Source organism: Exiguobacterium sp. 8H (genome assembly GCF_902506255.1).
GTDB classification, from domain to species: domain Bacteria; phylum Bacillota; class Bacilli; order Exiguobacteriales; family Exiguobacteriaceae; genus Exiguobacterium; species Exiguobacterium profundum.
Genome location: NZ_LR733429.1, coordinates 2,563,576 through 2,585,540, shown reverse-complemented (window position 1 = coordinate 2,585,540; position 21,965 = coordinate 2,563,576). Strand labels below are relative to the sequence as shown.

The window sequence follows — 21,965 nt, the reverse complement described above, 5'->3', positions numbered from 1 at the left end:
CAAAGGTTATCTGCTATACTGTTACCAAATTCATTCCCACAAATTTTTTTGAAAGGTGTAGAACTGTATGTCTCCGAAGTACAAGCAAGTTGCGAGTCAGATTGAAGCGGACATCGTCAATCACGTCTACCAACATACGAATAAATTATTGACCGAGGATGAGTATGCCAACAAGTATGGCGTCAGCCGCAACACGGTCCGAAAAGCGATCGAGATCCTCGTCAACAAAGGATACGTCTATCAAGTTCAAGGGAGCGGCGTCTTCGTCCGTGACCATTACAATAGTGATTACATCAATTTAGAAAAACTCCAAGGTCTCACAAGTGACTTCAGCGGTCGAAAAGTCGAAACACGCGTCTTACACTTCGAACAGACGGTGGCGAACGATGAGGTCGCCGAACGTATGAAGTGCCCGATCGGGACACCTGTCTACTTCGTGAAGCGTCTACGTCTCGTCGATGACCACCCGTTCTCGGTAGAGGATTCATACTTCCGAAAAGAGCTCGTCATCTACTTGGATGAGAACATCGTTCAAAAGTCGATCTACACGTATTTACGAAACGACCAAAAACTTGCCATCGGATTCGCCGACCGAGTCATTTACGCAGACTTTTTAGATTCAGAGTCCGCCGACCTGCTCGACCTGAACGAGAATGATCCAGCCTTGATCGTCGACAACACCGTCTATTTGACGAACGGACAAATCTTCGACGTCTCTCGTTCCATCCATCATTTTAAACATGTCAAAATGCTCAAAGTCTCGAACATCAAGTCCTAAACGCGCCCGAGAGATGCTTTTCTCGTGCGCATTTTTTATGCATTTTTTTCGAAAAGAAAGGGTTTACACGAAAACGCTTTCGTGCTACTATCAACGTGTATAAAATATTTGTACCTATGAATTTTAGTTATCCATACAAAAAGGAGAGATATTATGGTTTCTGAAACAATCGAAATCTCACCGGAAGATATTTTCGGTCTCATCGCCCTCTCGGGTGACGCCAAAGCGAGCTACCATCAAGCGATGCTCCTCATGCAAGAAGGAAAGAAAGACGAAGCCGAAGCAGCAGTCGTTGCTGGTGACGCGACATTAAAAGAAGCACATGCGATTCAAACGAAATTCGTGACGCTCGAAGCACAAGGTAAATCAGCAACGGTCGGTGTCCTCATGGTGCATGCGCAAGATCACTTGATGAACACGATTCTCGTCAAAGAAATGCTTGGATATATGATGAACATGCAAAACGAAATCAACGAATTGAAAGGAATGGATCAACAATGATTAAAATCGGACTCTTCTGTGCGGCAGGTATGTCAACAAGTATGTTAGTAGAAAAAATGAAAGCGGTTGCCTCTGAACGTGGCATCGAAGCTGAAATCGCAGCTTACCCAGAATCGGAGATGGAAACTTACGTCGACAACATCGACGTTGCACTTCTCGGACCACAAGTGAAGTACCTCCTTTCAAAAGGGAAGCAAATCTGCGAACCAAAAGGTGTTCCAATCGACGTCATCAACACAGTCGACTACGGCATGATGAACGGTGCGAAAGTATTAGACCACTCATTGAAACTTGTAAATAAATAAACTGAGGTGATGACTTTGAAAATGCCTAACAATTTCTTGTTCGGCGCTGCTTCGGCCTCTTACCAGGTCGAAGGCGCATGGAACGAGGACGGGAAAGGCCTCTCGAACTGGGACGTCTTCTCGAAAATTCCTGGTAAGACATTTGAAAACACAAACGGCGACGTCGCAGTCGACCATTACCATCGTTATAAAGAAGACATCGCGCTCATGGCGGAGATGGGACTCGAATCGTATCGTTTCTCCATCTCATGGCCGCGTATCTTCCCGAACGGTACGGGTGAAGTGAACGAAAAAGGACTCGAGTTCTATAACAACTTGATCGACGAATGTTTGAAACATGACATCGTCCCATTCGTCACGCTCTACCATTGGGACCTCCCACAAGCACTTGAAGAAAAAGGCGGCTGGAAGAACAAAGAGACAGTTGACGCATTCGTCCGTTTCGCAGATACTTGCTTCCAATCGTTCGGTGACCGTGTCAATCACTGGATCACGTTCAACGAAGCGGTCATCTTCTGCTCACTTGGATACTTAACAGGCGCACACCCGCCAGGTATCGAAGGCGACGTCAAAGGCTATTTCCAAACGACACATAACGTCTTCGTCGCTCACGCCCGTGCCGTTGAGCTCTTCAAACAAAACGGTCACACTGGCGAAATCGGGATCACACACGTGTTCAACCCGGCGTTCAGTATCGATGATGCAGAGGAGAACAAGTTTGCCGAAATGCATGCGAACGCTTATGCGACACATTGGTTCTATGACCCGATCTTGAAAGGTGAATATCCAGAGTACGTCGTGAACGGCTTACATGAACAAGGTCTCCTTCCTGAAATGACAGAGGAAGAACTCGACGTCTTGAAACGTACCGCTCCGATGAACGACTTTATCGGTCTCAACTACTACAGCCCGCAGCGCGTCATGAAAAATGACTCGGCGCTCGTCATGGCGGGTGGACGTGAGAACTCGACAGGTCGTCCGGGTAACCCATCATTCGATGGCGTCTACAAGACGGTCAAGATGGATGACAAAGTGTACACGAAGTGGGATTGGGAAATCTCACCGGAAGCGTTCCTCGCTGGGATGCACATGCTGAAAGATCGTTACGGCGACGTCAAAATCTATATCACAGAGAACGGTCTCGGTGATGTCGACCCAATCGTCGACGGTGAGATCATGGACACGCCACGGATCGAGTACATCGAAGGACACCTTCGTGCAGTCAAACATGCTGTTCAACAAGGCATCAACGTTGCAGGTTACTATGCTTGGTCTGCAATCGACCTACTCAGCTGGTTGAACGGTTATAAGAAACAATACGGCTTCATCTATGTCGACCACAACAACGGTCTCGCACGGAAGAAAAAACAGTCGTTCCATTGGTATAAAGAGATCATCGCCACGCGCGCTGAAGACCTATAAGGAGGTTCCCCTATGAGCCGCTTAGAAAGAGTATTTGAAAAGTTCACCCCTGCTTTTGTTCGCTTCGCGAACGCCAAGCCCGTCCTTGCGATTAAGGACGGGTTCATCCTCACGATGCCGATGACCATCATCGGGTCGCTGTTCCTTCTCATCCTGGCGTTACCGATTCCAGGTTGGGCTGACTTCATGTCAGGTCTATTCGGGGCAGACTGGTCACTCCCGCTCACGCAAGTCGTCGGCGCGACGTTTGACATCCTTGCTTTGATTGGTGTTTTTGGAATCGCTTACTCGTACGTCAAGAACGAAAAGATCGAAGGCGTGCCAGCTGGTATCCTCGGAATCATCTCGTTCCTCATCATCACACAAGCTTCTGTCTTGTCTGAATCTGGGGAATTCGTCGGTGGCGTCATTCCAAAAGTATGGACAGGTGGACAAGGTGTCCTCGCTGCCATCCTCGTCGGATTGACAGTCGGATTCATCTACTCGCAGTTCATCAAACGCGGGATCAGCATTAAAATGCCAGACGGTGTCCCGCCAGGCGTATCGAACTCATTCTCTGCACTTGTTCCTGGTTTGGCGATCATCTCGCTCGCCGTTGCGACGTTTGCGATTTTCCAAGCGGTTGCAGAGCGTACGTTCACAGAAGTCATCTATGATGTGCTTCAAGCACCACTTCAAAACTTGACTGACACACTCGCTGGAGCCGTCATCATCATGGTGCTCATGTCCGTCATGTGGTGGTGTGGGATTCACGGTGCCGCAATCCTCATGGGAATCATGGGACCACTTCTCACAGCGAACGCACTTCAAAACCAAGCCATCCTCGATGCAGGTGGCACGCTTGTCGCTGGTGAGAACGCAAAAATCGTTACGATTCAATTCCTCGATGTGTTCACGAAACTCGGTGGATCAGGAATCACAATCGGCTTCATCATTGCCGTCTTAATCGTTGCACGCTCGGCACACTTGAAGCAGCTTGGGAAGTTGTCACTTGCACCAAGTATCTTCAACATCAATGAGCCGGTCATCTTCGGGATGCCAATCGTCTTCAACCCGATCATGTTCGTCCCATTCGTCGTCGTACCAGCCATCGCTTCATTCATGGTCTACTTTGCCATCCTTTGGGGTTGGGTCGAGCCGTTCAACGCGCTTCAAGTACCATGGACGACACCTCCAGTCATCTCTGGATTCTTGATTGGCGGATGGCGCGCTGCCCTCTTACAGATTGCAACAATCGCCATGGCCGTTGCCGTCTACCTTCCGTTCGTTCGCATTCAAGACCGCGTTTCGTACGGTGAAGAATTGAAAGCACAAGAAGAAGCAGACAAAGCATCAGCCTGAAACAAAAACGACAGCCCTTCTCAATAATGAGGAGGGCTGTTATATTTAGGGAAAAGAGTCAAGGAGTTGGAAATTTGAAAGCATACTATCCTTCTATATTCGCCGTTATCGCTGGTCTGTCCGGATTACTCGGACTGTTGCTTCAATCGGTCTACCCCATCATGTTGTTTCCTGTCTTTTTACTCATTGCAGGATACTTTGTGGTACATACGAAGAAGCAGAAAACAATCGTACGAAATTATACGCCGAGCTTTCTGATCCTATCGAGCGCCGCCCTCGCATTCGGTCTTGGCTTCCAATCCATCATTCCGAACGCCATGCTCATCGGAATCTTGACTCATACAGTCTGTCTCTTCTGTGCCATCATCGCACTTGGACGATATCGGGCACATGTCTCATGAAGGCTGTGACTGGACTCGGTTGGGGCGCATTGATTCTAGCGCTCGCCCTCGCCCCGCTATTGATCGTCGATTTGATTATCATCTATCTGCTTGAAGACACAGCATTCCGAATCTTATCGACTCTCGCGATGCTCGGTTGTTTCTACCTATTGTCGACGATCCTAAGTTTGTTTGTTGATGGGTTAACGGGAGCGTTACGCTCGCTTGGTCATGCGAACGTACCGCGTCTAATCGACACCATTCTGCACGGAACAGTGAGCGGAATCAGTCTATACGTCGTACTGACACTCTTTCCGTCTATCGATTTATCGACGCTCACTGTCATGGCGATTGTATTCGTACACTTATTCGGTTCATCATTTTGGCTAAATCGTGAGAATTCGAAAGAAGACGTACCTCTTGAACTTGATTCAATCGATCAGCAGATCATCCACCTGTTACGAACCGAAACAATCGTGTCCTGCGTCGAACGCATCCAGCATGATTACCCAGATTTACCGAAACGGGACGTATTGAAACGAGTCAAACAAATCAGTCAATCCAACGAAGTCACCGAACCGCTTCATGGTCGGTGACTTTTGTGCGTCATCACGAGCGAATCGTGAGATTTATCCTGGTGTTTCGTTGCCCAATCTATGTAAACAAACGCCAGCCCTTTTTCAATGCTAGCGTTTTACGTATCCTCTTTCCGGAGCGAATAGCCCTCCACTTCAAGCAACCGCATCCGCCTCTGGTCAATCGCCGCATGAATAATCACGGTCACACCTGGATTGAGCTCCATCATCTTCTTGATTTTTCGTAAGTCATCTCCCTTGATCTCAACGGGCAACACAAACTCGCCTTCTCTCAAATGAACGAATTTGATTTTCCCAAGGTCGTCATATCCCGTCACTTCGTATGTCGCAAACTCACGTTTCATAGAATATCCCTCCCCTATCTTCGTTCCCAAAAAGATAGCATTCCACACAAAAAATCCATCCCCGTAGCGGTGGGGATGGATGCAAATTACGCCTCGACGCTATCCGCGTGTTTGGCTTTATGATCGGCGATGACAACGGCATACCACTTCGCGCTGTCTTTCCAGATGCGCTCCTGTGTCTCAAAGTCGATATAGAGGATGCCGAAGCGCTTCTCATATCCGAAGCTCCATTCGAAGTTATCCATGAGCGACCAGAGGTAGTAGCCTTGAATGTTCATGCCTTCATCGTTCAAATCGGAGACGGCTTCGAGGTGCTGGCGGACGTAGTCGATCCGGTTATCGTCATGGACTTCGCCATTTTCCAGCACGTCGTCAAATGCGGCGCCGTTCTCTGTGATGTAGATCGGAAGGTCAGTATACTCGGCGCGTAAACGACGGATCAGGTCTTTGAATTCGTTCGGGGCGATATCCCAGCCCATGCCCGTCTTCTCGTAGTCCGAGTAAGCGTCTGCCTTCAAGAAATCATTTGCTGCGTTGAACTCGACAATGCCACGGCTATAGAAGTTGATGCCGAAGAAATCACAAGATGTCGAAATCGTCTCCATATCACCCGGTTGGATGAAATCGAAGTTATGCACATATTTGGAGAACAAGTTCATCATGTCGACCGGATACTCACCTTTGAAGACCGGGTCTAGGAACCAGCGATTCGAATACCCGTCGGCATTGTTCATCGCAAGTCGGTCATTCGCAGAATCCGTCTTCGCGTACATCGGTGACAAGTTGAGAGTGATGCCGATCGGGGTCGTGGACGTCATCTCTCGCTTCAACAACTCGACCGCTTTTCCGTGCGATAACAACATGTGGTGCACGGCGCGCACCGCTTCGTTCATGTCACGATGACCCGGTGCATGAACACCGACGTGGTAGCCGAGGAAGCCGGCACACCAAGGCTCATTGTGGGTGATCCAAGAGTCGACGATGTCATCGAGCTCTTCAAAACAGACTTTCGCATAATCGAGGAACCAGTCGACCGATTCACGGTTGACCCAGCCACCTTCTTCGTGAGCCCACATCGGAAGGTCCCAGTGATAAATCGTGACGGCTGGTTTGATTCCTTCTTCACGTAGACGCAGCGCCAAGTTTTTGTAGAACGCCATTCCTTCTGGGTTGTACTCTCCCTTGGCAGGGAAGATGCGTGGCCACGCGATGGAGAATCGATACGTGTCGACACCTAGCTTTTTGATGTGCTGGATGTCTTCCTCGTAACGATGGTAGTGGTCACATGCGACATCGCCGTTATGCTTTTCAAACACGCGCCCGTCGATGTCACAGAACATATCCCAGATGGAAGGAGTACGGCCTCCTTCGTTATGTGCGCCTTCAATTTGGTACGAGGACGTGGCTGTCCCGAATACGAAGTCTTTCTTAAAATGCATAGTGTTTTCCTCTTTTCTCTATATTTATTCTTTGACAGCACCTGCCGAAATACTGCTGACGATGTACTTCGAGAGGAACAAGAAGGCAATCATGATCGGTACGACCGAGATCGCGATGCCCAGGTAAAGCGAGCCAAGGTTCTCTGCGACTTGTGATCCTTTCAAGAAGCCCATCAAAACAGGCAACGTGTATTTCTCAGGCGAGAACAAGAGGACAAGTGGCATCAAGTAGTTGTTCCAAGAGCCGATGAACGTGAAAATCGACATCGTTGCAATCGCTGGCATCATCATTGGAAGTGCGATTGTGTGGAAAATACGTAGCTCGCTCGCACCGTCAATCCGTGCCGCTTCAATCAAACTGATGTGAAGCGTCGCTTGCGTATATTGACGGATGAAGAAGACGGTGAACGGTGTTGCAATCGCTGGGACAATCAATGGAATGAACGTGTCCAAAATACCGAGCGTTTTTGAGATCTCATAGAATCCAATGAGTCCGAGTTGCGCTGGCACCATCATCATGACAAGCATGAAGATGAACATCGCATTTTTCCCTCTAAAGTTATAGAACGTAAAGCCGTAAGCCGTTAGGGCTGAGAAGTAACCAGACAAGACCGTCACCGATACAGAGATGATCAAGCTGTTCTTGAAGCCGTTCCAAATGTTGATGTATTCGCTAAGCGTCGCATAGTTGTCTGCGAGCGCCGTCCCCGGAAGAAGTGAGAACCCAGCCATGATTTCTCCATTCGTCCGGGTCGCGTTGACAATCATCATCAAGAACGGAATGAAACAGATAATCGCGAGAAGGATGAGCCCTGTATAAATCAAACCTCGTGCGAATCGCTTATTCGTTTTCTTCTTAGAAGGCGGCGCCACTTTAAGCGGACGCTCCTCTTTCCGTTTCGGCTGCGCTTCGCTATCTGGAAGCATTCGCCGTGATTCCGCATTTTGTTCCATTGCTTACGCCCCCTTCTGTGTCGCGCGCTCTTTGCGGAACATACCCTTGAAGACGACCGCCGAGAAGATCAGCGTGATCAAGAATAGGCCGTAAGCGACCGCTGACGCATAGCCATAGTTGTTATACTTGAAGGCTTGGTTGTACAAGTAAAGCACCATCGTGTTCAACGAACCGTCTGGTGAACCGATCCCGTCTGTAATCAACATCGGAAGGTCGAACAACTGGAGTCCACCGATGAGTGAAGTGATCATGATGTAGAGAAGAATTGGTTTCAAGAGCGGCAACGTCACTTTCGTAAACATCTGCCAACGGTTCGCACCGTCAATGTGAGCGGCTTCGAAGTAATCTGTCGAGATGCCTGATACCCCTGCCATGACGATGATGAAGGAATGTCCGAACCACATCCATGTCAAGATGAGTGAAACGGATAACTGTGCCGTCACCGGTTCTGCCAACCAGTTGATCGGATCCGAAATCAAGCCGATTTTCATCAACACCATGTTGAGTGAACCGTGCTGCCAGTCGAGTAAAATACCGAACAAGAGCGCGACCGAACTGATCGTGATCAAGTTTGGAAGATAGAAGAACGAGCGGAAGAACGATAGTCCTTTTAACTTCAAACGGAGATCAGAGAAGATGAGCGCCAAGAGAAGCGCCAATCCAATCTGCAAGACGAAGTTAATTCCCCAAATTTTGATGGTGTTGAAAAACGCCTCGATAAAGTACGTATCCGTCAACAACCGTGTGTAGTTCGCAAACCCGACGACCTCTTCACCCGGGCTCCCCGTATAGTTCGTGAAGCTATAATAAAGCGTTAAGAGGACCGGATAGATGCTGAATGTCAAGAAGACGACCCAGAACGGGGCGATGAACAGATAGCCGTAACGATCTAGTTTTTTCACGTGTATTTCTCCTTCCATAAGAACCGAGGGGGGAGCTCCCCCCTCGTGTTGGTCATCGTCAGTCTACAACGATGTCTGGGTAAGCGTTCTTCGCTTGTTTTTTGAACTCTTCAATCGCTTCTTCTTTTGACTTTTTCCCTTCTACATACTGGAGGACAGATGCACCATAAAGTGTATCGAGCTGTTGGTCGTATTTCGTGACGATACCTGGTGTGATTTCATCTGCTTCATCGAGGAAGAACTCATAGTTGTTTTGTCCGCCGAGGAACTCATCGCTGAAGTCGTCTTTGATCTTGTCTGTGACCGGGTTGAACGCAAGTACGTCGCCTGTCTCTTGTGCCCACTCTGTCAAGAATTCTTCATCCTGTGTCATGAGTTTTACGAAGTCGTAAGCGGCTTCTTTGTTTTTCGATCCTTCATAGACTCCGAGCCATGTACCGCCCCAGAAGTATGGGCTTGGTCCGCTTGTGACAGCCCAGTCACCTGCAGTCTGTTTCGCGTTCTCTTTTAATACAGAGTGGAGACCCCATGTTGGGAGGACGTATGAGAAGACTTGTGTCTCTGTCTCTTTTCCGTTCTCTTTCACTTTGATTGGCTTATCCATTCCTTCGAACCATGATGGTGACCATTCTGGTGCGAGCGCAGTGTATTGCTTCTCACGAAGTTCTTTCGCATAGTCCATGTAGTTGATCTTATCTTCTGTCAAGACGAGTTCGTTTTTATCGTTGACCCACGCTTCTGGGTTTGCTCCTTGTGAGAACCAACGAATCGCACCTTCGTCTGGGAACATCTTGTATCCTTTTTGTTTCATCTTCTCAGCAACTTCGAAGACGCCGTCCATCGAACTCATCATTTCGCCGATTTCAGTCGGGTCGTCTGTACCAAGTACTTCTTTTGCTAAGCTACGTTTGTAGTAAACGCCACCTGGTGTCGTTTGCCATGAAAGAGCGCGAACGTTCCCATCTTTATCTTTCCCGAGGTCAAACACGTACGGGACGTAGTTGTCTGCGATTTCATCGACACTGTATGGCTCGTCCGAAAGGTTTTCCCAATAACCTGCATCAACCCATTGTTTAAGGAATGCGATTTCTCCCGTGAAGACGTCCGGTGCGCCGACGCCACTCTCAAGTGCTGGCTTCAATTTTGTTGGATAGTCCGCGATCGGGACGATAGTCAATTCAACTTTGACACCGTTCTTCTCTTCATATGTTTTAATTGGTTCTTTTAATTCGTCCGTAAATGACCAAACTTTTAAGACGTCATCTTTTGATTCAGAAGCTCCGCCTTCGCTGTCTGAGCAGCCGCTCAAGACGCCAACTGAAAGTGCTCCGAGTGTAAGTAAGCTGACTAATTTACGCATGTGTTGTTCCCATCCTTTTTATAAGTAATAGTAGAAAGCGCTTGCAAAAAGAGGTTTAAAATTATCGAAAGCGCTTTCGATATAGTCGAAATAAAATATCGAAAGCGGTTTCGATTTCTTTCAAAAATGACTTTCGAAATCGCGCTCCCCTCTCCATCCACTGAAGAAAAGAGAGCGACTTCGAAACATCATTGGCTATAAATCACTGTTTGACCGGTGCACAGGATGCCCGTTCGACTAAGCGTACCGGAATGACGCGACGTTCAGTGAGTCGCTCTTTCGCGGTCATTTGTTCAAGTAAAAGTTCTGCTGCCGCTTCTCCGATTTCGTCCGTATCTTGGCGAATCGTGGTCAGTTTCGGCGTGATGTATTGAATCATTTCAATGTCATCATATCCGATGACAGAGATGTCATTCGGGACATGAAGACCGTGCTCGTGAATGGCTTCGATGACACCGATTGCCATTTGATCCCCGGCCACAAAGACTGCAGTCGGTTGATCGTCTAGTTCAAGCAATTGTTCCATCGCTTGTTTCCCTTCCTTAACCGAGAAGAAACCGGCGTTGACGAGGTAGCCTGGTCGAATCGGAAGGTCCAGCTCTTGCATCGCAAGTTCATATCCTTTGATTCGTGCCGCTCCGGCGTCAATCGTTTCATCCCCAGCGATGTGGGCAATTTTTCGGTGACCGAGTTCATAGAGATAATTCACAGCGAGGCGTGCTCCTTCGATGTTATCGGAATAAACGACGCTACAGTTGGCGCTGTCCATATCGACGACGACGATTGGGATGTCGCTTCGCATGAGCTCTTGAACTTGCTCATCCATTCGGTCCGAGCAGATGACGACGATCCCGTCGACCGCACGGTGTTTAAAGTGTTCGAGGTAACTCATGTCACGATTGCGTAGATTCCGCGAGGCAAAGATTAAATCGTAGCCCTGCTCCTCTGTCGCGTGACGAAAACTTTCGATGATTCCGTTGAAGAACGGGTGCTTCATCCCGACTTCGTTCGCCTCTGAGAACATGACCCCGATCGCCCATGATTTTTTCGTCGATAACGACTGGGCATGTGCGTTCGGCAAGTAGTCCATCTCAGCAGCGGCTTGAAGAATCTTCGCTCTCGTCTTGTCACTCACGTCTTTGTAATTGTTCAACGCTTTGGACACTGTCGTGATTGAGAATCCTGTTTTTTTGGCTAAATCATAAATCGTACCCATGTCATTCTCCTCTTCCCGAAAGCGCTTTCGGTAATTTGATTGTAGCGTATGGATTTGTAGGAATCAATTCTTTTTCGAGGAAACTTTTTGATTCTTTTTTCCATTCCTTGTTTCTTCTATATTACTGTAAAGGGAAGAATTTTGTCATACCTGTGTACAAGCTATATTATTCCTTAACATTGATGGTCCAGTCTCCATCTGCCGTTACGACAAACACATATACACTAGACTCTTCAAAGGAGTAGCGTTGAGACCCTTCATAACTCCCTATTTCATTCACTAACAAATCAACCTTGTTGACGTTCACTGCAAAATTAGAATCCCCATTATGCGAAAACGAAATTTGATAAGACCCTTTATCAATTTCAAAAAAGACTACATCGTCACCTTTTCCTTTTATAGCACCTGGTAGATTTTCTATTTCAAGAGGTCGATATTGCATAACATTAATTGTCCAATTACCTTGATTGCCATTTATATTTAAGTAATAATCCCCTGCATCCTCAATCCAAACAAAACTCTTTCCTGAATAGTTTCCTATTTCATTCACTAGTAAATCAATCATTTCCCCTTGATCATTTTGAAGTGTCACTGCAAAATTACTTGAACCATTGTAAGTACTGGCTACAACAGCAAACCCTCTTTCAAGCTGAATTGCATCAGTTCCCATATCTGATGAACCCTCTATTGTTGTCGTTAAATCTTCTTGAATCTTTTTGACATGATCATTTTTTACTTGATCTAAATCTTTATTCACACCTACTTCGATAATTGAGTCTGCGTCGTATACCACGATTATGTTTCGATTCTCGATTGTGACTTCATCAAACTCTAGACCATAAGCAGTATATCCTCGGTTAATTTGTAATTCATAAAATTCCATGTACTCCTTATAGTTCGATATTGGTTCCTCAGGCTGAACGTCTTGTAAAAACTCTTCCACAGAAGGTTCTTGAACTTCTTCGACCTCTTCTTCAATTACCGGTTCAGGTTCACTCTCGTCCTCTGTAACTGCTACTGTGCTCTCTTCTTCAAAATCAGTAGCCGCTTCTTGATTATTTGTTTCAAGAATTCCGAGTATGAAGATCAACCAAACACCTGCGAGAAAAATCGAGCCCCCTAATATGATAGGGAATGAAGTGATATCCTTTTTGATAAAATAACGAAATACAGAATAGAGACCATATGCCGCTCCACCTATTAGTAGAGCGATTGCAGTAAATGCAATCACACTTTCTAGCATATTCAATTCCTCCCATCTTCAATCGCTTTCATCTTCAACATTATCCATCACTAATTATTACCCATATTTCCCATACGAACCTACAATTGTTCTATCTTTTATATCGAAAAATAAAAAAAACCATCCAGAAATATTGGATGATTTTTAATGTGTCCGCGTATACAACCACACGAGATTCGTGAACTTTTGTACTTCTGTCTCGCCTGTCACGCCTTTAAATAGCCGTTGGAATGGCTTTAACAATTGCTCTAACACGATTTTCCGAAGACGCTCTTGTTTAAGTTCGAACGAAATCGCATCGAACAAATCTCGCTGTTCTTCCGTCATGTCGACATGCTCTTCGATGCGAGCAGCCATCTCGATCAATTCTTCGATTGTTATGAGATGTTTATCTGTCGTCCCACGCATTTGATCGACCGTGACCGGGTTCAAGACGTGCTCTCCTGTCTCCATCATCCGAGCGGCAATCAATTCGACATACGTATATAAGCTTCGGACGACTTTTTGAGGAGAGTAGGCAGCATTCGTGATGCGGTTCGTAAACAAGATATGTTGCAACATTCCGTTGAAGAGCACCGTCAATTCCATCGAATACGGTCTGACGGACTCTCCAATGATTTCCGTCAAACGCATCGCAATCCACTCGATTTCATAAATGCGATGTTGAAGTACAAGCTTCTTCAATTCATTCTCGTTCGACGACATGATCGATTCAAATAACGCGTGCAAGTTCCGCTCTTCGTTCAATTGAATCAATATCGAAATCTGTTCGATGAAGACGTCACGATCTCGCTTATCCCGCCCCATCTGCATTTCGATTCGGCGTTGCCCTGCATCATATCGTAAGTTCTCGAGGATACTAGCGACACAATCCGTCTTCGATGAGAAGTAATTATAAAACGTCCCTTTGGAGATATTAGCGCGGTCGATGATCTCTTGCACCGATGTGTGCTGTACCCCATTTTCGATGAAGAGAGACATGGCAATATCGGCGACTTTTCTTTTTTTCTCTTTCATTCTTACATGGCTCCGTTCTGTCTGGTTTGTACCTTTACTATAGCACCGAAAACCATTTTAGACTAATAGTACAAAATGGTTGCTTTATTTATACAACGGGTATAAAATCATCTCATCGACACTTACCAACACATAACTATTTAGAAAATAAAGGAGCCATCCATATGAAACCAGAATTCCAAAAGAAACCGCCTTACGTTATGCTGGCGGTCCTCTTTGCGGGTGCGTTTATCGCATTTTTAAACAACTCATTACTCAACGTCGCGCTCCCATCGATCATGGTCGACCTCGAGATTGCAGACTACTCGACCGTTCAATGGCTCGCGACAGGCTTTATGCTCGTGACGGGTGTGCTCGTCCCGGCATCCGCCTATTTGATCACTCGCTTTTCAAACCGCAGCTTGTTCATTACGTCGATGAGCATCTTCGCCATCGGTACGGCTATCGCGGCCTTCTCGCCGAGCTTCGGCTGGTTGTTGACTGGTCGAATGATTCAAGCCATCGGTGCCTCAACAATGGGACCACTCTTAATGAACGTCATGCTCGTCAGCTTCCCGCGTGAAAAACGGGGGATGGCGATGGGGATTTTCGGACTTGTCATGATCTCGGCACCTGCGATTGGACCGACACTTTCCGGTTATATCGTCGAGTACTATGACTGGCGCGTCTTATTCGAAATGATTTTACCGCTCGCGATCATCGGTCTCGCGCTCGCTGTTTGGAAAGCAGAGAACGTCATGGTCCAAAACAAAGACCAGTCACTGGATTACTTGTCGCTCGTCTTATCGACACTCGGATTTGGTGGGATTTTATACGGTGTCAGTTCAGCAAGTTCGGACGGTTGGGATAATCCAATTGTCTTGGCGACGATGATTGTCGGTGCCATTTCGTTGATCGCCTTCATCTACCGCCAGCTTCATATGGAAAAACCATTGCTCGACTTGCGTGCTTACAAACATCCGATGTTCGCACTCGCGTCAGTCATTGCGATGGTCAACGCGGTCGCCATGTTCTCCGGTATGATTTTGACACCGGCTTACGTCCAAAGCGTACGTGGCATCTCACCACTCGATTCAGGGCTCATGCTTCTCCCTGGTGCGATCATCATGGGAATCATGTCGCCGATCACTGGTAAACTGTTTGACCGATTCGGGCCAAAATTATTGGCACTTACCGGATTGACAATTACCGCCGTATCGACGTATATGCTCGCAAACGTCCAACTCGATTCGACCTACACGTACATCGTTTTAACGTACACGTTGCGTATGTTTGGGATGTCGATGGTTATGATGCCGATTATGACTAATGGACTCAACCAGTTGCCGACTCGCCTCAATCCACACGGAACGGCCATCAACAACACGGCCCAACAAGTATCTGGTGCGATTGGTACGGCAGTCCTCGTCACCATCATGAACTCGGTGACACGTACGGAAGCTGAATCATTGATGACAGGAGTCGATCCTGCGACACTCACAGAGAGTTCGATGGGTGCCATCACTCAGCAAGCCCTCTTATCCGGGATTCAATATTCGTTTTATGTCGCACTTGGGATGAACCTCTTGGCGCTCGTCCTTGCGTTCTTTGTACAGCGCGTGGATGTACGGAAGTTCGATGACAACGCAGAAGCTGTTGAAGAATTGAAACAAGCGAATTAATAATAGAAAAAGCCGTTCTGAATGATTGATTCAGATCGGCTTTTTTCAAATTAAAATTTCAGATCGTTCACCAACGTGAGGAGCAAACTTTGTTTTCTTCTGTTCTACAAATATATAAGTCTAATTTCAAACCACGCACCTTCGTGAGGTGCGATCATCAAACTTACGAACATCCACGCGTTTCACGAAATTTCAATCCACGCACCTACACGAGGTGCGATTTCAACTGGGCGAAGTACAACTTCAAACGAGGCGATTTCAATCCACGCACCTACACGAGGTGCGATACCATTTCTTTGGTGATGCCTTTGATCTGTTCATCATTTCAATCCACGCACCTACACGAGGTGCGATAGGTACCCAATGAAACCAAGTCTCACGTTAGAAATTTCAATCCACGCACCTACACGAGGTGCGATACCTTAAAGGAGGGCTCTTATGCCAGACTATACACCATTTCAATCCACGCACCTACACGAGGTGCGATACCTTAAAGGAGGGCTCTTATGCCAGACTATACACCATTTCAATCCACGCACCTACACGAGGTGCGATCCCGTATCGCGCCTTCCTGAACGCGCAAGGCATATTTCAATCCACGCACCTACACGAGGTGCGATTCGACGCGTTCGCGGACGCGCTCGGGTATGAGGTATTTCAATCCACGCACCTACACGAGGTGCGATTCAACAAACTATTGAATGGAGTGACAGGAAAATATTGCAATCCACGCACCTACACGAGGTGCGATTCAACAAACTATTGAATGGAGTGACAGGAAAATATTTCAATCCACGCACCTACACGAGGTGCGATGGTACGGGGCTATCCACGGCGGGCAACGGCGGACGATTTCAATCCACGCACCTACACGAGGTGCGATTCATTGTCGATAGTGATTGTGAGGTATGTTGTCATTTCAATCCACGCACCTACACGAGGTGCGATATTTGGCTACTCATCATCATTTTGACCGTGATGGCATTTCAATCCACGCACCTACACGAGGTGCGATCGGCGTTTTTCAGAAAGTGAGGAAATACGATGGGATTTCAATCCACGCACCTACACGAGGTGCGATTGTGTCGCCATATGCGAACCTGTACCGCCTTGTCATTTCAATCCACGCACCTACACGAGGTGCGATAGTTCAACCGCCGTAACAATGTCCGATTGGACGAATTTCAATCCACGCACCTACACGAGGTGCGATTATATCAATTGACCTTGACCGATCAACGACATCCATTTCAATCCACGCACCTACACGAGGTGCGATACCCGGCGGCGCTTAGGTAGTCCAAGACATCCGATATTTCAATCCACGCACCTACACGAGGTGCGATGCAACAGGTACGGGGCTATCCACAAACAATAACGATTTCAATCCACGCACCTACACGAGGTGCGATGCGCCACTTGCAGGAGATACCGCCGCACCCACGTTATTTCAATCCACGCACCTACACGAGGTGCGATGCTGTTTTAATTCCTTATCCGACTAACACGAGGTTATTTCAATCCACGCACCTACACGAGGTGCGATGTGAGACGCTCAACGAATTCACACGTAAGAGTGGATTTCAATCCACGCACCTACACAAGGTGCGATAGCCGATTTTAGACAAATCAATCGACTAAAACAATTTTCAAGGAAATATTATCCTTTAAAGGACGTTATCTTCTAAAAATACTACAAAATCAATTAACTCTACAGGATAAATTAGGTGCGAACCTCTCTAGAAAATCATGTTCACTTTAGCTTCGCACGAATCGAAATCATCCCGAATTTTAAAAAATGAGAGGACCTTCCAAATCTAAAGATTCTTTTACGCCCACATGCTCAACTTTAGAAGCGTGATGATTTCCTAATCGATAAAACCGAAGACTATCCCGTTCAATGTCTACAATTTCTTTTAATCGTAATTTCAACGATGTAAATTCGGTTTGATCGACTATACATTCGAATACACTATTTTGCACGCGTTGCCCATACTGTTGGCATACCTTGGCCACTTGACGAAGACGTCTCGTCCCGCCAGGTGAAGTTGTATTGACATCATAGGTTACTAAAACAAGCATTTTTCATTCCTCACTTATACAAGAAAGATGGGTATTCCTCTAAATCACCACGCAAATACCTTGCCAATAATAAGGCTTGAGCATAGGGTACTAATCCCCACATCATCTTTTCTTTTAGATAGGGATGTTGAATCATTTCTTGTTTTTTCTTTTGCCAAGATGACAAAAACACTTTTCGTCCTTCTTCAGTCATTAGGATTGCACCGTTCTCTTTTTGAACAAAATGTTTGGATTGTATCACTTTTAAGTTGATTAATGAGAGGACGAAACGATCTGCATAAATCCCTCGCAACTCTTCCATTAAATCAAGCGCAAGAGAAATTCTCCCTGGTCGTTCGCGATGTAAAAAACCAACGTACGCATCTAACCCTACCGATTCGAGTGCAGCGCTACAGTCTCGCGCTAATAAACTGTAAGCAAAAGAAAGCATCGCATTGACGCGATCGAGTGGTGGTCGCTTTGAACGTCCCTTGAAGATAAACTCTTCTTTTTGTTGAAGGATCATGTCATCAAATAATTGATTATAGTGAACAGCAACTTTTCCTTCGAGACCTCGTAACCTTTCTAAGTCATCGCACTGACGAATTTCAATCAATTTATTTGATAAGTATTTTGATGTTTCTTTAAATCGCTCAACATCAACACGCATCGGGTAATCTCGTGTAACGCGCTCCAACATCCATTTTTGGTTGTATACTTTACCAAGAATAAAATTCCTCGCTACAACGGCGGACTGACTCTCACAATCCGAGAGTCGATATTGCGTTTTACGCAATACTACGTTCCCTTTACTTTCTCCAATGACACGGGCTAAAAATCGTCCGTTATTGGTCATAAATGTAATCGGAACGTTATGCTCCGCACAATATCCCATGAGCGCAGGACTCGCACCAGTATATCCGAAAGTAACGATTCCTTCGAGGTTGTGAAGAGGTACTCTTCCTAGAACTTCATCTTCTTTCCTTACTAGTACATTACCGCCATCAAGTGCAAGATATGCATCTGACTGATTCACAAAAAGCGTATTTAATAATTTTTTCAATCTTTTAGCCTCCTCTCCAAATATGTTGTTACACTTTCTCGAACCATCAATTCAGGTAAACAAATATTTTGAAGGGAGCAACTTTTGCAATGCGGCCCTGTTTTTACACGAGGTGTATAGCGCGTTCGATAATAATCATTCATCTTACTTACAATCTTTCTTACTTCATCTTTCAGCGCATCTGACAGCATGACCTGATGCCGATGTTTTGTCTCATGATAATAAAGATAACCTTCATCAATCGAGCATAAAAACATCTCTTCTAGACAAATGGCTTGAGCAGCTAACTGCAATTCGTCTTCTTTCCCCACCTTCGGCTTTCCTCTTTTATACTCCACAGGGATGGGGCGATACAGACCAGGGGTTCCATGCAACGAAACACCTGTCGGATGTTCAACAAATTCAACCACATCACATTGACCGCTAATGTTTAGCGATTCCGACTTGACTGCCATTCCTCTAACAGTCAACTTATCTTTTCGCTTCTCTCGAACATAAGGGTCATCGGCTTTTTGATGTAAATGCTGACCTTCCACTGTACGGACGTTTTCTTCCCACTGTTGTTCAATATGAATCAGTGCCCATTGTCGAGGACAAAATTGAAAGTGCTGAATTCCTGACAACAATAAATAGGAATCATCTTGTTTATAATCCATCTATCACTTCAGGTTCTAATCCATCGAGTGGAGTGACTTGAATGTCGTAATCCGAAAAATCTTTCGGTTCATCAGTTGTCGGTCGCACTGTGACCGAACGATGAACTTTAGCGGAAGAGTACTGACCCAATTTCGAGTTATGTTCCCACCAATACACTTTATGCACTTCCATACTTCCTTCAGGGCGAGCCGAAGAAGCATCGTTTTCAAATAGCGATACTAGTACTTGCTTTAATTTTTCAGCATCTTCTTTCGAGAAATTCGTTTTTTCAGCAAGTTGAGTATTAATACTCCCATTCAATACGTATAATCCATGATCCACACGATGCTTCATTCCCATTGTATCTGAACCACGATCTTTCCCACTTTCAGAGTTCACGCTTTTTGTAATCTGCATACTTGTCACATCAATCGGAGCAACACTTGTGGCTGTATGGATAGAAACCGGACCTCTAACACCAATTGACACCCCTGATTTATCCCCTTTAAAAGCGAACACTTGTCCGAATGAACGTACATCCATCCAAGTGGCACAAGCTTCTTGGGCAAACAATTCACCCATTCCTTTTCCTTTCATTAATTTCTTCAAATCCTCATTAGCTTCTGCACGCGCACGCAGACTATCAAACTCATCAACACGACGATCGTTCGATTGCACGAAAATGGATTCGCCCATATCTTGTAATCGGTTACGAATTTTCCGTTTGATGGCCACATCAGAAATTTCACCGTAACCGTCGTAGTTTTGTCGTGGGCGGTTACCGTTCAAGGGATCTCCGTTCGGGTTTGCTTTTGACACAGATAAAATGACGGTAAAATCGATTTTGTGATCTAACGTGTTCATACTTCAACACTCTCCTCTTCTGATGGGTTCACTACTTCTTTCTTTTGATAAAGGTCATGACGTTGGCTATAAAAACCTAACAAATACCGTTCTGACAACGGCTTATTCGTGAAGTCTTTTGGATCAATTTGTGAACCTACCTCATCGATTTGACTATTGATGTAGGTGATTTTCCCTCCTAATTTCGCCTGGTAAGGCTGAAGTGCACTTTGAATAGTTAACCACGTCCGGGCTGGCTTTTGAGAAAATGCATTCATGTATCGAATGGCATTAGTGGCACGATTTTCACTTTGTTCTTTTAATGCCTTCCTTTCTAAGTAGTCAGCAAGTGCCAGCAAGCGTCCAAATAAATAGTCACGATCTGTTGATTCACGGTCTAAAGCCACATTCATCCCTTCTTTCTTATTAATTACTCCACAAGCAATCTGTAGTGTTTTTTCCCACTCCCATTTTTCCATCCCGATTGGATTAGACGCTCGTTGCATCAAACATCGTCGAATATCATCCGGAATTCGTCTCTCATCCACGACCGACGGTAGAAGACGCTCAACAGTCGCTTTGATCAATTGGTCATTCGCATGTGTTCCATATGCCATCGTCGCAATATCTTTTAAAGCTGGTGCACCAGTAAAAGTACGAATATTCCCTTCATGATCCTTATAGGTATACTCCCATGGATTGTGCGTATGCCATCTCTCTAGTCGTTCAAAATAGTGTTCTTGATCAAAGGAACGATAATACAGAATAGCAAGTCGGCCTGTTGTGGCAGCATCCATCATCAAAATGTTTACCTTTTGGCGTGGTAACACTCTTTTGTATCCGAGTAACGATTCAGAAAAAGCTCTAGCACCTTCTAAATTCGTATCTGTTTTGCTTGTTACTTCATCTTGAAAAAATGATGATAAAGAAAACGTTGATTCAATCGCGTTAGGTAAACGAGTCTCTTGAACTCCCCAAATCAAAAAGATACGTTGATCAATTTTTATTCCTTGCTTTAAAATCAACCATTTTAGAGCATTATGAGCTTTTTGCGATACTTCATAGCTAATCGTCGCTGCCTCTGTCGCTTTATCAAATCGACCTCGAAATGTAAATCCGCTGCTGTCATTTGATGAAATCAACTTCGCTTTATCACCTGCATTTCGTATCTTATTCGCATGTTTTGTCGTTCCTATTGAAAAGTTTCCTGTAACAAAACATAAGCTCGACTCTCGTTCTTTACTCTCATAGAAGGAGATAAATGATTGATAGAATTGAGCATCATTCCACGTTTCTTTGTTTAATTCATTTACTGAATGCACATTAAAGCGAATGAAAGCCCCTTCCACACCGCTCGAAATAACAGAATATATGTCTGGTTTGTCGTCTTTTCCATCCCACGTCCATTTCAGAGTCCCGTCATCATTTAAAAACAGTTTTTCTGCCATTACTAAATCTTCAATCAAACAACCTCTTACCAAATAGTCATAGATACTCTTCAAGCGATCGAAACCAAATGGAGATTCGGACCACTCTTTTAAGTTACGAATGTACGCACTATATGCATTATCATTTTTATAACTACCACCATACTTCTCGTAGTCTCCAGCGACGTAAGGTAATTTATCATGTAATGGATAAGGAGAAACTACACTCCCAGCTCGACCCGCAGAATCTTCAGTACATGGAATCAATGTGTTCCCCTGTCCCTTAGGAATTACTTCCGCAGAATGAAACTCACCTTCGGGCGTAATATGGACCGTGATATGTGCCGTTTGAGTAGTATGAGACACTGGTAGCAATGTAAATGTCTGTCCTTCCCAACGAGTACTGAGTTCCCCGACCTCGTCAAGATGCTCATTATACGTTTCGTATAGCTGTTGCCACACGCTCATAAAATCA

21 protein-coding genes and 1 CRISPR repeat array are annotated in these 21,965 nt (G+C 45.7%); of the genes, 8 read left to right on the top strand and 13 right to left on the bottom strand.

The window, feature by feature from the left end:
- Positions 1 to 67: 67 nt before the first annotated feature.
- From GVY43_RS13530 to GVY43_RS13500, 7 genes are all read left to right on the top strand, one after another.
- On the top strand, positions 68 to 778 hold the full coding sequence (locus GVY43_RS13530) for a GntR family transcriptional regulator (RefSeq protein ID WP_074034729.1): 711 nt from the start codon (positions 68 to 70) through the stop codon (positions 776 to 778).
- Positions 779 to 931: 153 nt separating this feature from the next.
- Complete coding sequence (locus tag GVY43_RS13525; RefSeq protein ID WP_074034730.1) at positions 932 to 1,279, top strand: PTS lactose/cellobiose transporter subunit IIA; 348 nt, start codon at positions 932 to 934, stop codon at positions 1,277 to 1,279.
- A complete protein-coding gene (locus GVY43_RS13520; RefSeq protein ID WP_015880671.1) occupies positions 1,276 to 1,584 on the top strand; it encodes a PTS sugar transporter subunit IIB in 309 nt (102 codons plus the stop codon). The genes GVY43_RS13525 and GVY43_RS13520 overlap by 4 nt, the downstream gene beginning before the upstream one ends.
- Before the next feature lie 15 nt (positions 1,585 to 1,599).
- Positions 1,600 to 3,006: a GH1 family beta-glucosidase gene (locus GVY43_RS13515; RefSeq protein WP_159563458.1), complete on the top strand. Its 1,407-nt coding sequence runs from the start codon at positions 1,600 to 1,602 to the stop codon at positions 3,004 to 3,006.
- Between the two features lie 12 nt (positions 3,007 to 3,018).
- Positions 3,019 to 4,347, top strand: a complete 1,329-nt coding sequence (locus GVY43_RS13510; protein WP_159563457.1) for a PTS sugar transporter subunit IIC — start codon at positions 3,019 to 3,021, stop codon at positions 4,345 to 4,347.
- A gap of 74 nt (positions 4,348 to 4,421) precedes the next feature.
- Entirely contained in the window at positions 4,422 to 4,748 is a 327-nt protein-coding gene (locus GVY43_RS13505) for a hypothetical protein (RefSeq protein ID WP_159563456.1), read from the top strand.
- The gene (locus GVY43_RS13500; RefSeq protein ID WP_159563455.1) at positions 4,745 to 5,323 is read left to right on the top strand and encodes a hypothetical protein; all 579 of its coding nucleotides are present in this window, start codon (positions 4,745 to 4,747) and stop codon (positions 5,321 to 5,323) included. The genes GVY43_RS13505 and GVY43_RS13500 overlap by 4 nt, the downstream gene beginning before the upstream one ends.
- Positions 5,324 to 5,421: 98 nt before the next feature.
- Here the strand turns inward: GVY43_RS13500 and GVY43_RS13495 are convergent, their stop codons facing one another.
- From GVY43_RS13495 to GVY43_RS13460, 8 genes are all read right to left on the bottom strand, one after another.
- Positions 5,422 to 5,667, bottom strand: a complete 246-nt coding sequence (locus tag GVY43_RS13495; protein WP_031424613.1) for a hypothetical protein — start codon at positions 5,665 to 5,667, stop codon at positions 5,422 to 5,424.
- 86 nt (positions 5,668 to 5,753) lie between these two features.
- Positions 5,754 to 7,106, bottom strand: coding sequence for a GH1 family beta-glucosidase (locus tag GVY43_RS13490; RefSeq protein WP_159563454.1), 1,353 nt, complete (start codon positions 7,104 to 7,106; stop codon positions 5,754 to 5,756).
- Between the two features lie 24 nt (positions 7,107 to 7,130).
- Positions 7,131 to 8,060: a carbohydrate ABC transporter permease gene (locus tag GVY43_RS13485; protein ID WP_201302255.1), complete on the bottom strand. Its 930-nt coding sequence runs from the start codon at positions 8,058 to 8,060 to the stop codon at positions 7,131 to 7,133.
- Positions 8,061 to 8,063: 3 nt separating this feature from the next.
- Complete coding sequence (locus GVY43_RS13480; protein ID WP_015880663.1) at positions 8,064 to 8,963, bottom strand: carbohydrate ABC transporter permease; 900 nt, start codon at positions 8,961 to 8,963, stop codon at positions 8,064 to 8,066.
- Between the two features lie 58 nt (positions 8,964 to 9,021).
- Entirely contained in the window at positions 9,022 to 10,323 is a 1,302-nt protein-coding gene (locus GVY43_RS13475) for an ABC transporter substrate-binding protein (RefSeq protein ID WP_015880662.1), read from the bottom strand.
- Positions 10,324 to 10,525: 202 nt separating this feature from the next.
- The gene (locus GVY43_RS13470) at positions 10,526 to 11,539 is read right to left on the bottom strand and encodes a LacI family DNA-binding transcriptional regulator (RefSeq protein ID WP_159563453.1); all 1,014 of its coding nucleotides are present in this window, start codon (positions 11,537 to 11,539) and stop codon (positions 10,526 to 10,528) included.
- Between the two features lie 166 nt (positions 11,540 to 11,705).
- Positions 11,706 to 12,782 carry a hypothetical protein gene (locus GVY43_RS13465; RefSeq protein WP_159563452.1) on the bottom strand — a complete coding sequence of 359 codons (1,077 nt, stop codon included), beginning with the start codon at positions 12,780 to 12,782 and terminating at the stop codon, positions 11,706 to 11,708.
- A gap of 144 nt (positions 12,783 to 12,926) precedes the next feature.
- Positions 12,927 to 13,799 carry a TetR/AcrR family transcriptional regulator gene (locus GVY43_RS13460; RefSeq protein WP_074034740.1) on the bottom strand — a complete coding sequence of 291 codons (873 nt, stop codon included), beginning with the start codon at positions 13,797 to 13,799 and terminating at the stop codon, positions 12,927 to 12,929.
- A gap of 164 nt (positions 13,800 to 13,963) precedes the next feature.
- Between GVY43_RS13460 and GVY43_RS13455 the strand changes: the two genes are divergently transcribed.
- Positions 13,964 to 15,460, top strand: a complete 1,497-nt coding sequence (locus GVY43_RS13455; protein ID WP_159563451.1) for a DHA2 family efflux MFS transporter permease subunit — start codon at positions 13,964 to 13,966, stop codon at positions 15,458 to 15,460.
- 123 nt (positions 15,461 to 15,583) lie between these two features.
- A CRISPR array of direct repeats spans positions 15,584 to 17,072; the repeat unit is 32 nt; unit sequence ATTTCAATCCACGCACCTACACGAGGTGCGAT.
- A gap of 179 nt (positions 17,073 to 17,251) precedes the next feature.
- Here the strand turns inward: GVY43_RS13455 and cas2 are convergent.
- From cas2 to cas8c, 5 genes are read right to left on the bottom strand one after another with little or no spacing between them, the layout of a single operon-like run.
- Positions 17,252 to 17,542: a CRISPR-associated endonuclease Cas2 gene (gene cas2, locus GVY43_RS13450; RefSeq protein WP_084156050.1), complete on the bottom strand. Its 291-nt coding sequence runs from the start codon at positions 17,540 to 17,542 to the stop codon at positions 17,252 to 17,254.
- Between the two features lie 10 nt (positions 17,543 to 17,552).
- Positions 17,553 to 18,584 (bottom strand): type I-C CRISPR-associated endonuclease Cas1c, encoded by a 1,032-nt coding sequence (gene cas1c / locus GVY43_RS13445; protein ID WP_159563450.1) that lies wholly within the window; start codon positions 18,582 to 18,584, stop codon positions 17,553 to 17,555.
- Positions 18,581 to 19,240 (bottom strand): CRISPR-associated protein Cas4, encoded by a 660-nt coding sequence (cas4, locus tag GVY43_RS13440; RefSeq protein WP_159563449.1) that lies wholly within the window; start codon positions 19,238 to 19,240, stop codon positions 18,581 to 18,583. The genes cas1c and cas4 overlap by 4 nt, the downstream gene beginning before the upstream one ends.
- Complete coding sequence (gene cas7c / locus GVY43_RS13435; RefSeq protein WP_159563448.1) at positions 19,230 to 20,084, bottom strand: type I-C CRISPR-associated protein Cas7/Csd2; 855 nt, start codon at positions 20,082 to 20,084, stop codon at positions 19,230 to 19,232. The genes cas4 and cas7c overlap by 11 nt, the downstream gene beginning before the upstream one ends.
- Positions 20,081 to 21,958, bottom strand: coding sequence for a type I-C CRISPR-associated protein Cas8c/Csd1 (gene cas8c, locus GVY43_RS13430; protein ID WP_159563447.1), 1,878 nt, complete (start codon positions 21,956 to 21,958; stop codon positions 20,081 to 20,083). The genes cas7c and cas8c overlap by 4 nt, the downstream gene beginning before the upstream one ends.
- Positions 21,959 to 21,965 lie beyond the last annotated feature (7 nt).

Bases quoted from the DNA above. Each gene is read 5' to 3' on its own strand.
- cas2 (WP_084156050.1), bottom strand. From the start codon at position 17,542: ATGCTTGTTTTAGTAACCTATGATGTCAATACAACTTCACCTGGCGGG.
- GVY43_RS13485 (WP_201302255.1), bottom strand. From the start codon at position 8,060: ATGGAACAAAATGCGGAATCACGGCGAATGCTTCCAGATAGCGAAGCG.
- GVY43_RS13465 (WP_159563452.1), bottom strand. From the start codon at position 12,782: ATGCTAGAAAGTGTGATTGCATTTACTGCAATCGCTCTACTAATAGGT.
- GVY43_RS13520 (WP_015880671.1), top strand. From the start codon at position 1,276: ATGATTAAAATCGGACTCTTCTGTGCGGCAGGTATGTCAACAAGTATG.
- cas8c (WP_159563447.1), bottom strand. From the start codon at position 21,958: ATGAGCGTGTGGCAACAGCTATACGAAACGTATAATGAGCATCTTGAC.
- GVY43_RS13460 (WP_074034740.1), bottom strand. From the start codon at position 13,799: ATGAAAGAGAAAAAAAGAAAAGTCGCCGATATTGCCATGTCTCTCTTC.
- GVY43_RS13490 (WP_159563454.1), bottom strand. From the start codon at position 7,106: ATGCATTTTAAGAAAGACTTCGTATTCGGGACAGCCACGTCCTCGTAC.
- cas7c (WP_159563448.1), bottom strand. From the start codon at position 20,084: ATGAACACGTTAGATCACAAAATCGATTTTACCGTCATTTTATCTGTG.
- GVY43_RS13500 (WP_159563455.1), top strand. From the start codon at position 4,745: ATGAAGGCTGTGACTGGACTCGGTTGGGGCGCATTGATTCTAGCGCTC.
- GVY43_RS13525 (WP_074034730.1), top strand. From the start codon at position 932: ATGGTTTCTGAAACAATCGAAATCTCACCGGAAGATATTTTCGGTCTC.
- GVY43_RS13455 (WP_159563451.1), top strand. From the start codon at position 13,964: ATGAAACCAGAATTCCAAAAGAAACCGCCTTACGTTATGCTGGCGGTC.
- GVY43_RS13530 (WP_074034729.1), top strand. From the start codon at position 68: ATGTCTCCGAAGTACAAGCAAGTTGCGAGTCAGATTGAAGCGGACATC.
- GVY43_RS13495 (WP_031424613.1), bottom strand. From the start codon at position 5,667: ATGAAACGTGAGTTTGCGACATACGAAGTGACGGGATATGACGACCTT.
- GVY43_RS13475 (WP_015880662.1), bottom strand. From the start codon at position 10,323: ATGCGTAAATTAGTCAGCTTACTTACACTCGGAGCACTTTCAGTTGGC.
- GVY43_RS13470 (WP_159563453.1), bottom strand. From the start codon at position 11,539: ATGGGTACGATTTATGATTTAGCCAAAAAAACAGGATTCTCAATCACG.
- cas4 (WP_159563449.1), bottom strand. From the start codon at position 19,240: ATGGATTATAAACAAGATGATTCCTATTTATTGTTGTCAGGAATTCAG.
- GVY43_RS13510 (WP_159563457.1), top strand. From the start codon at position 3,019: ATGAGCCGCTTAGAAAGAGTATTTGAAAAGTTCACCCCTGCTTTTGTT.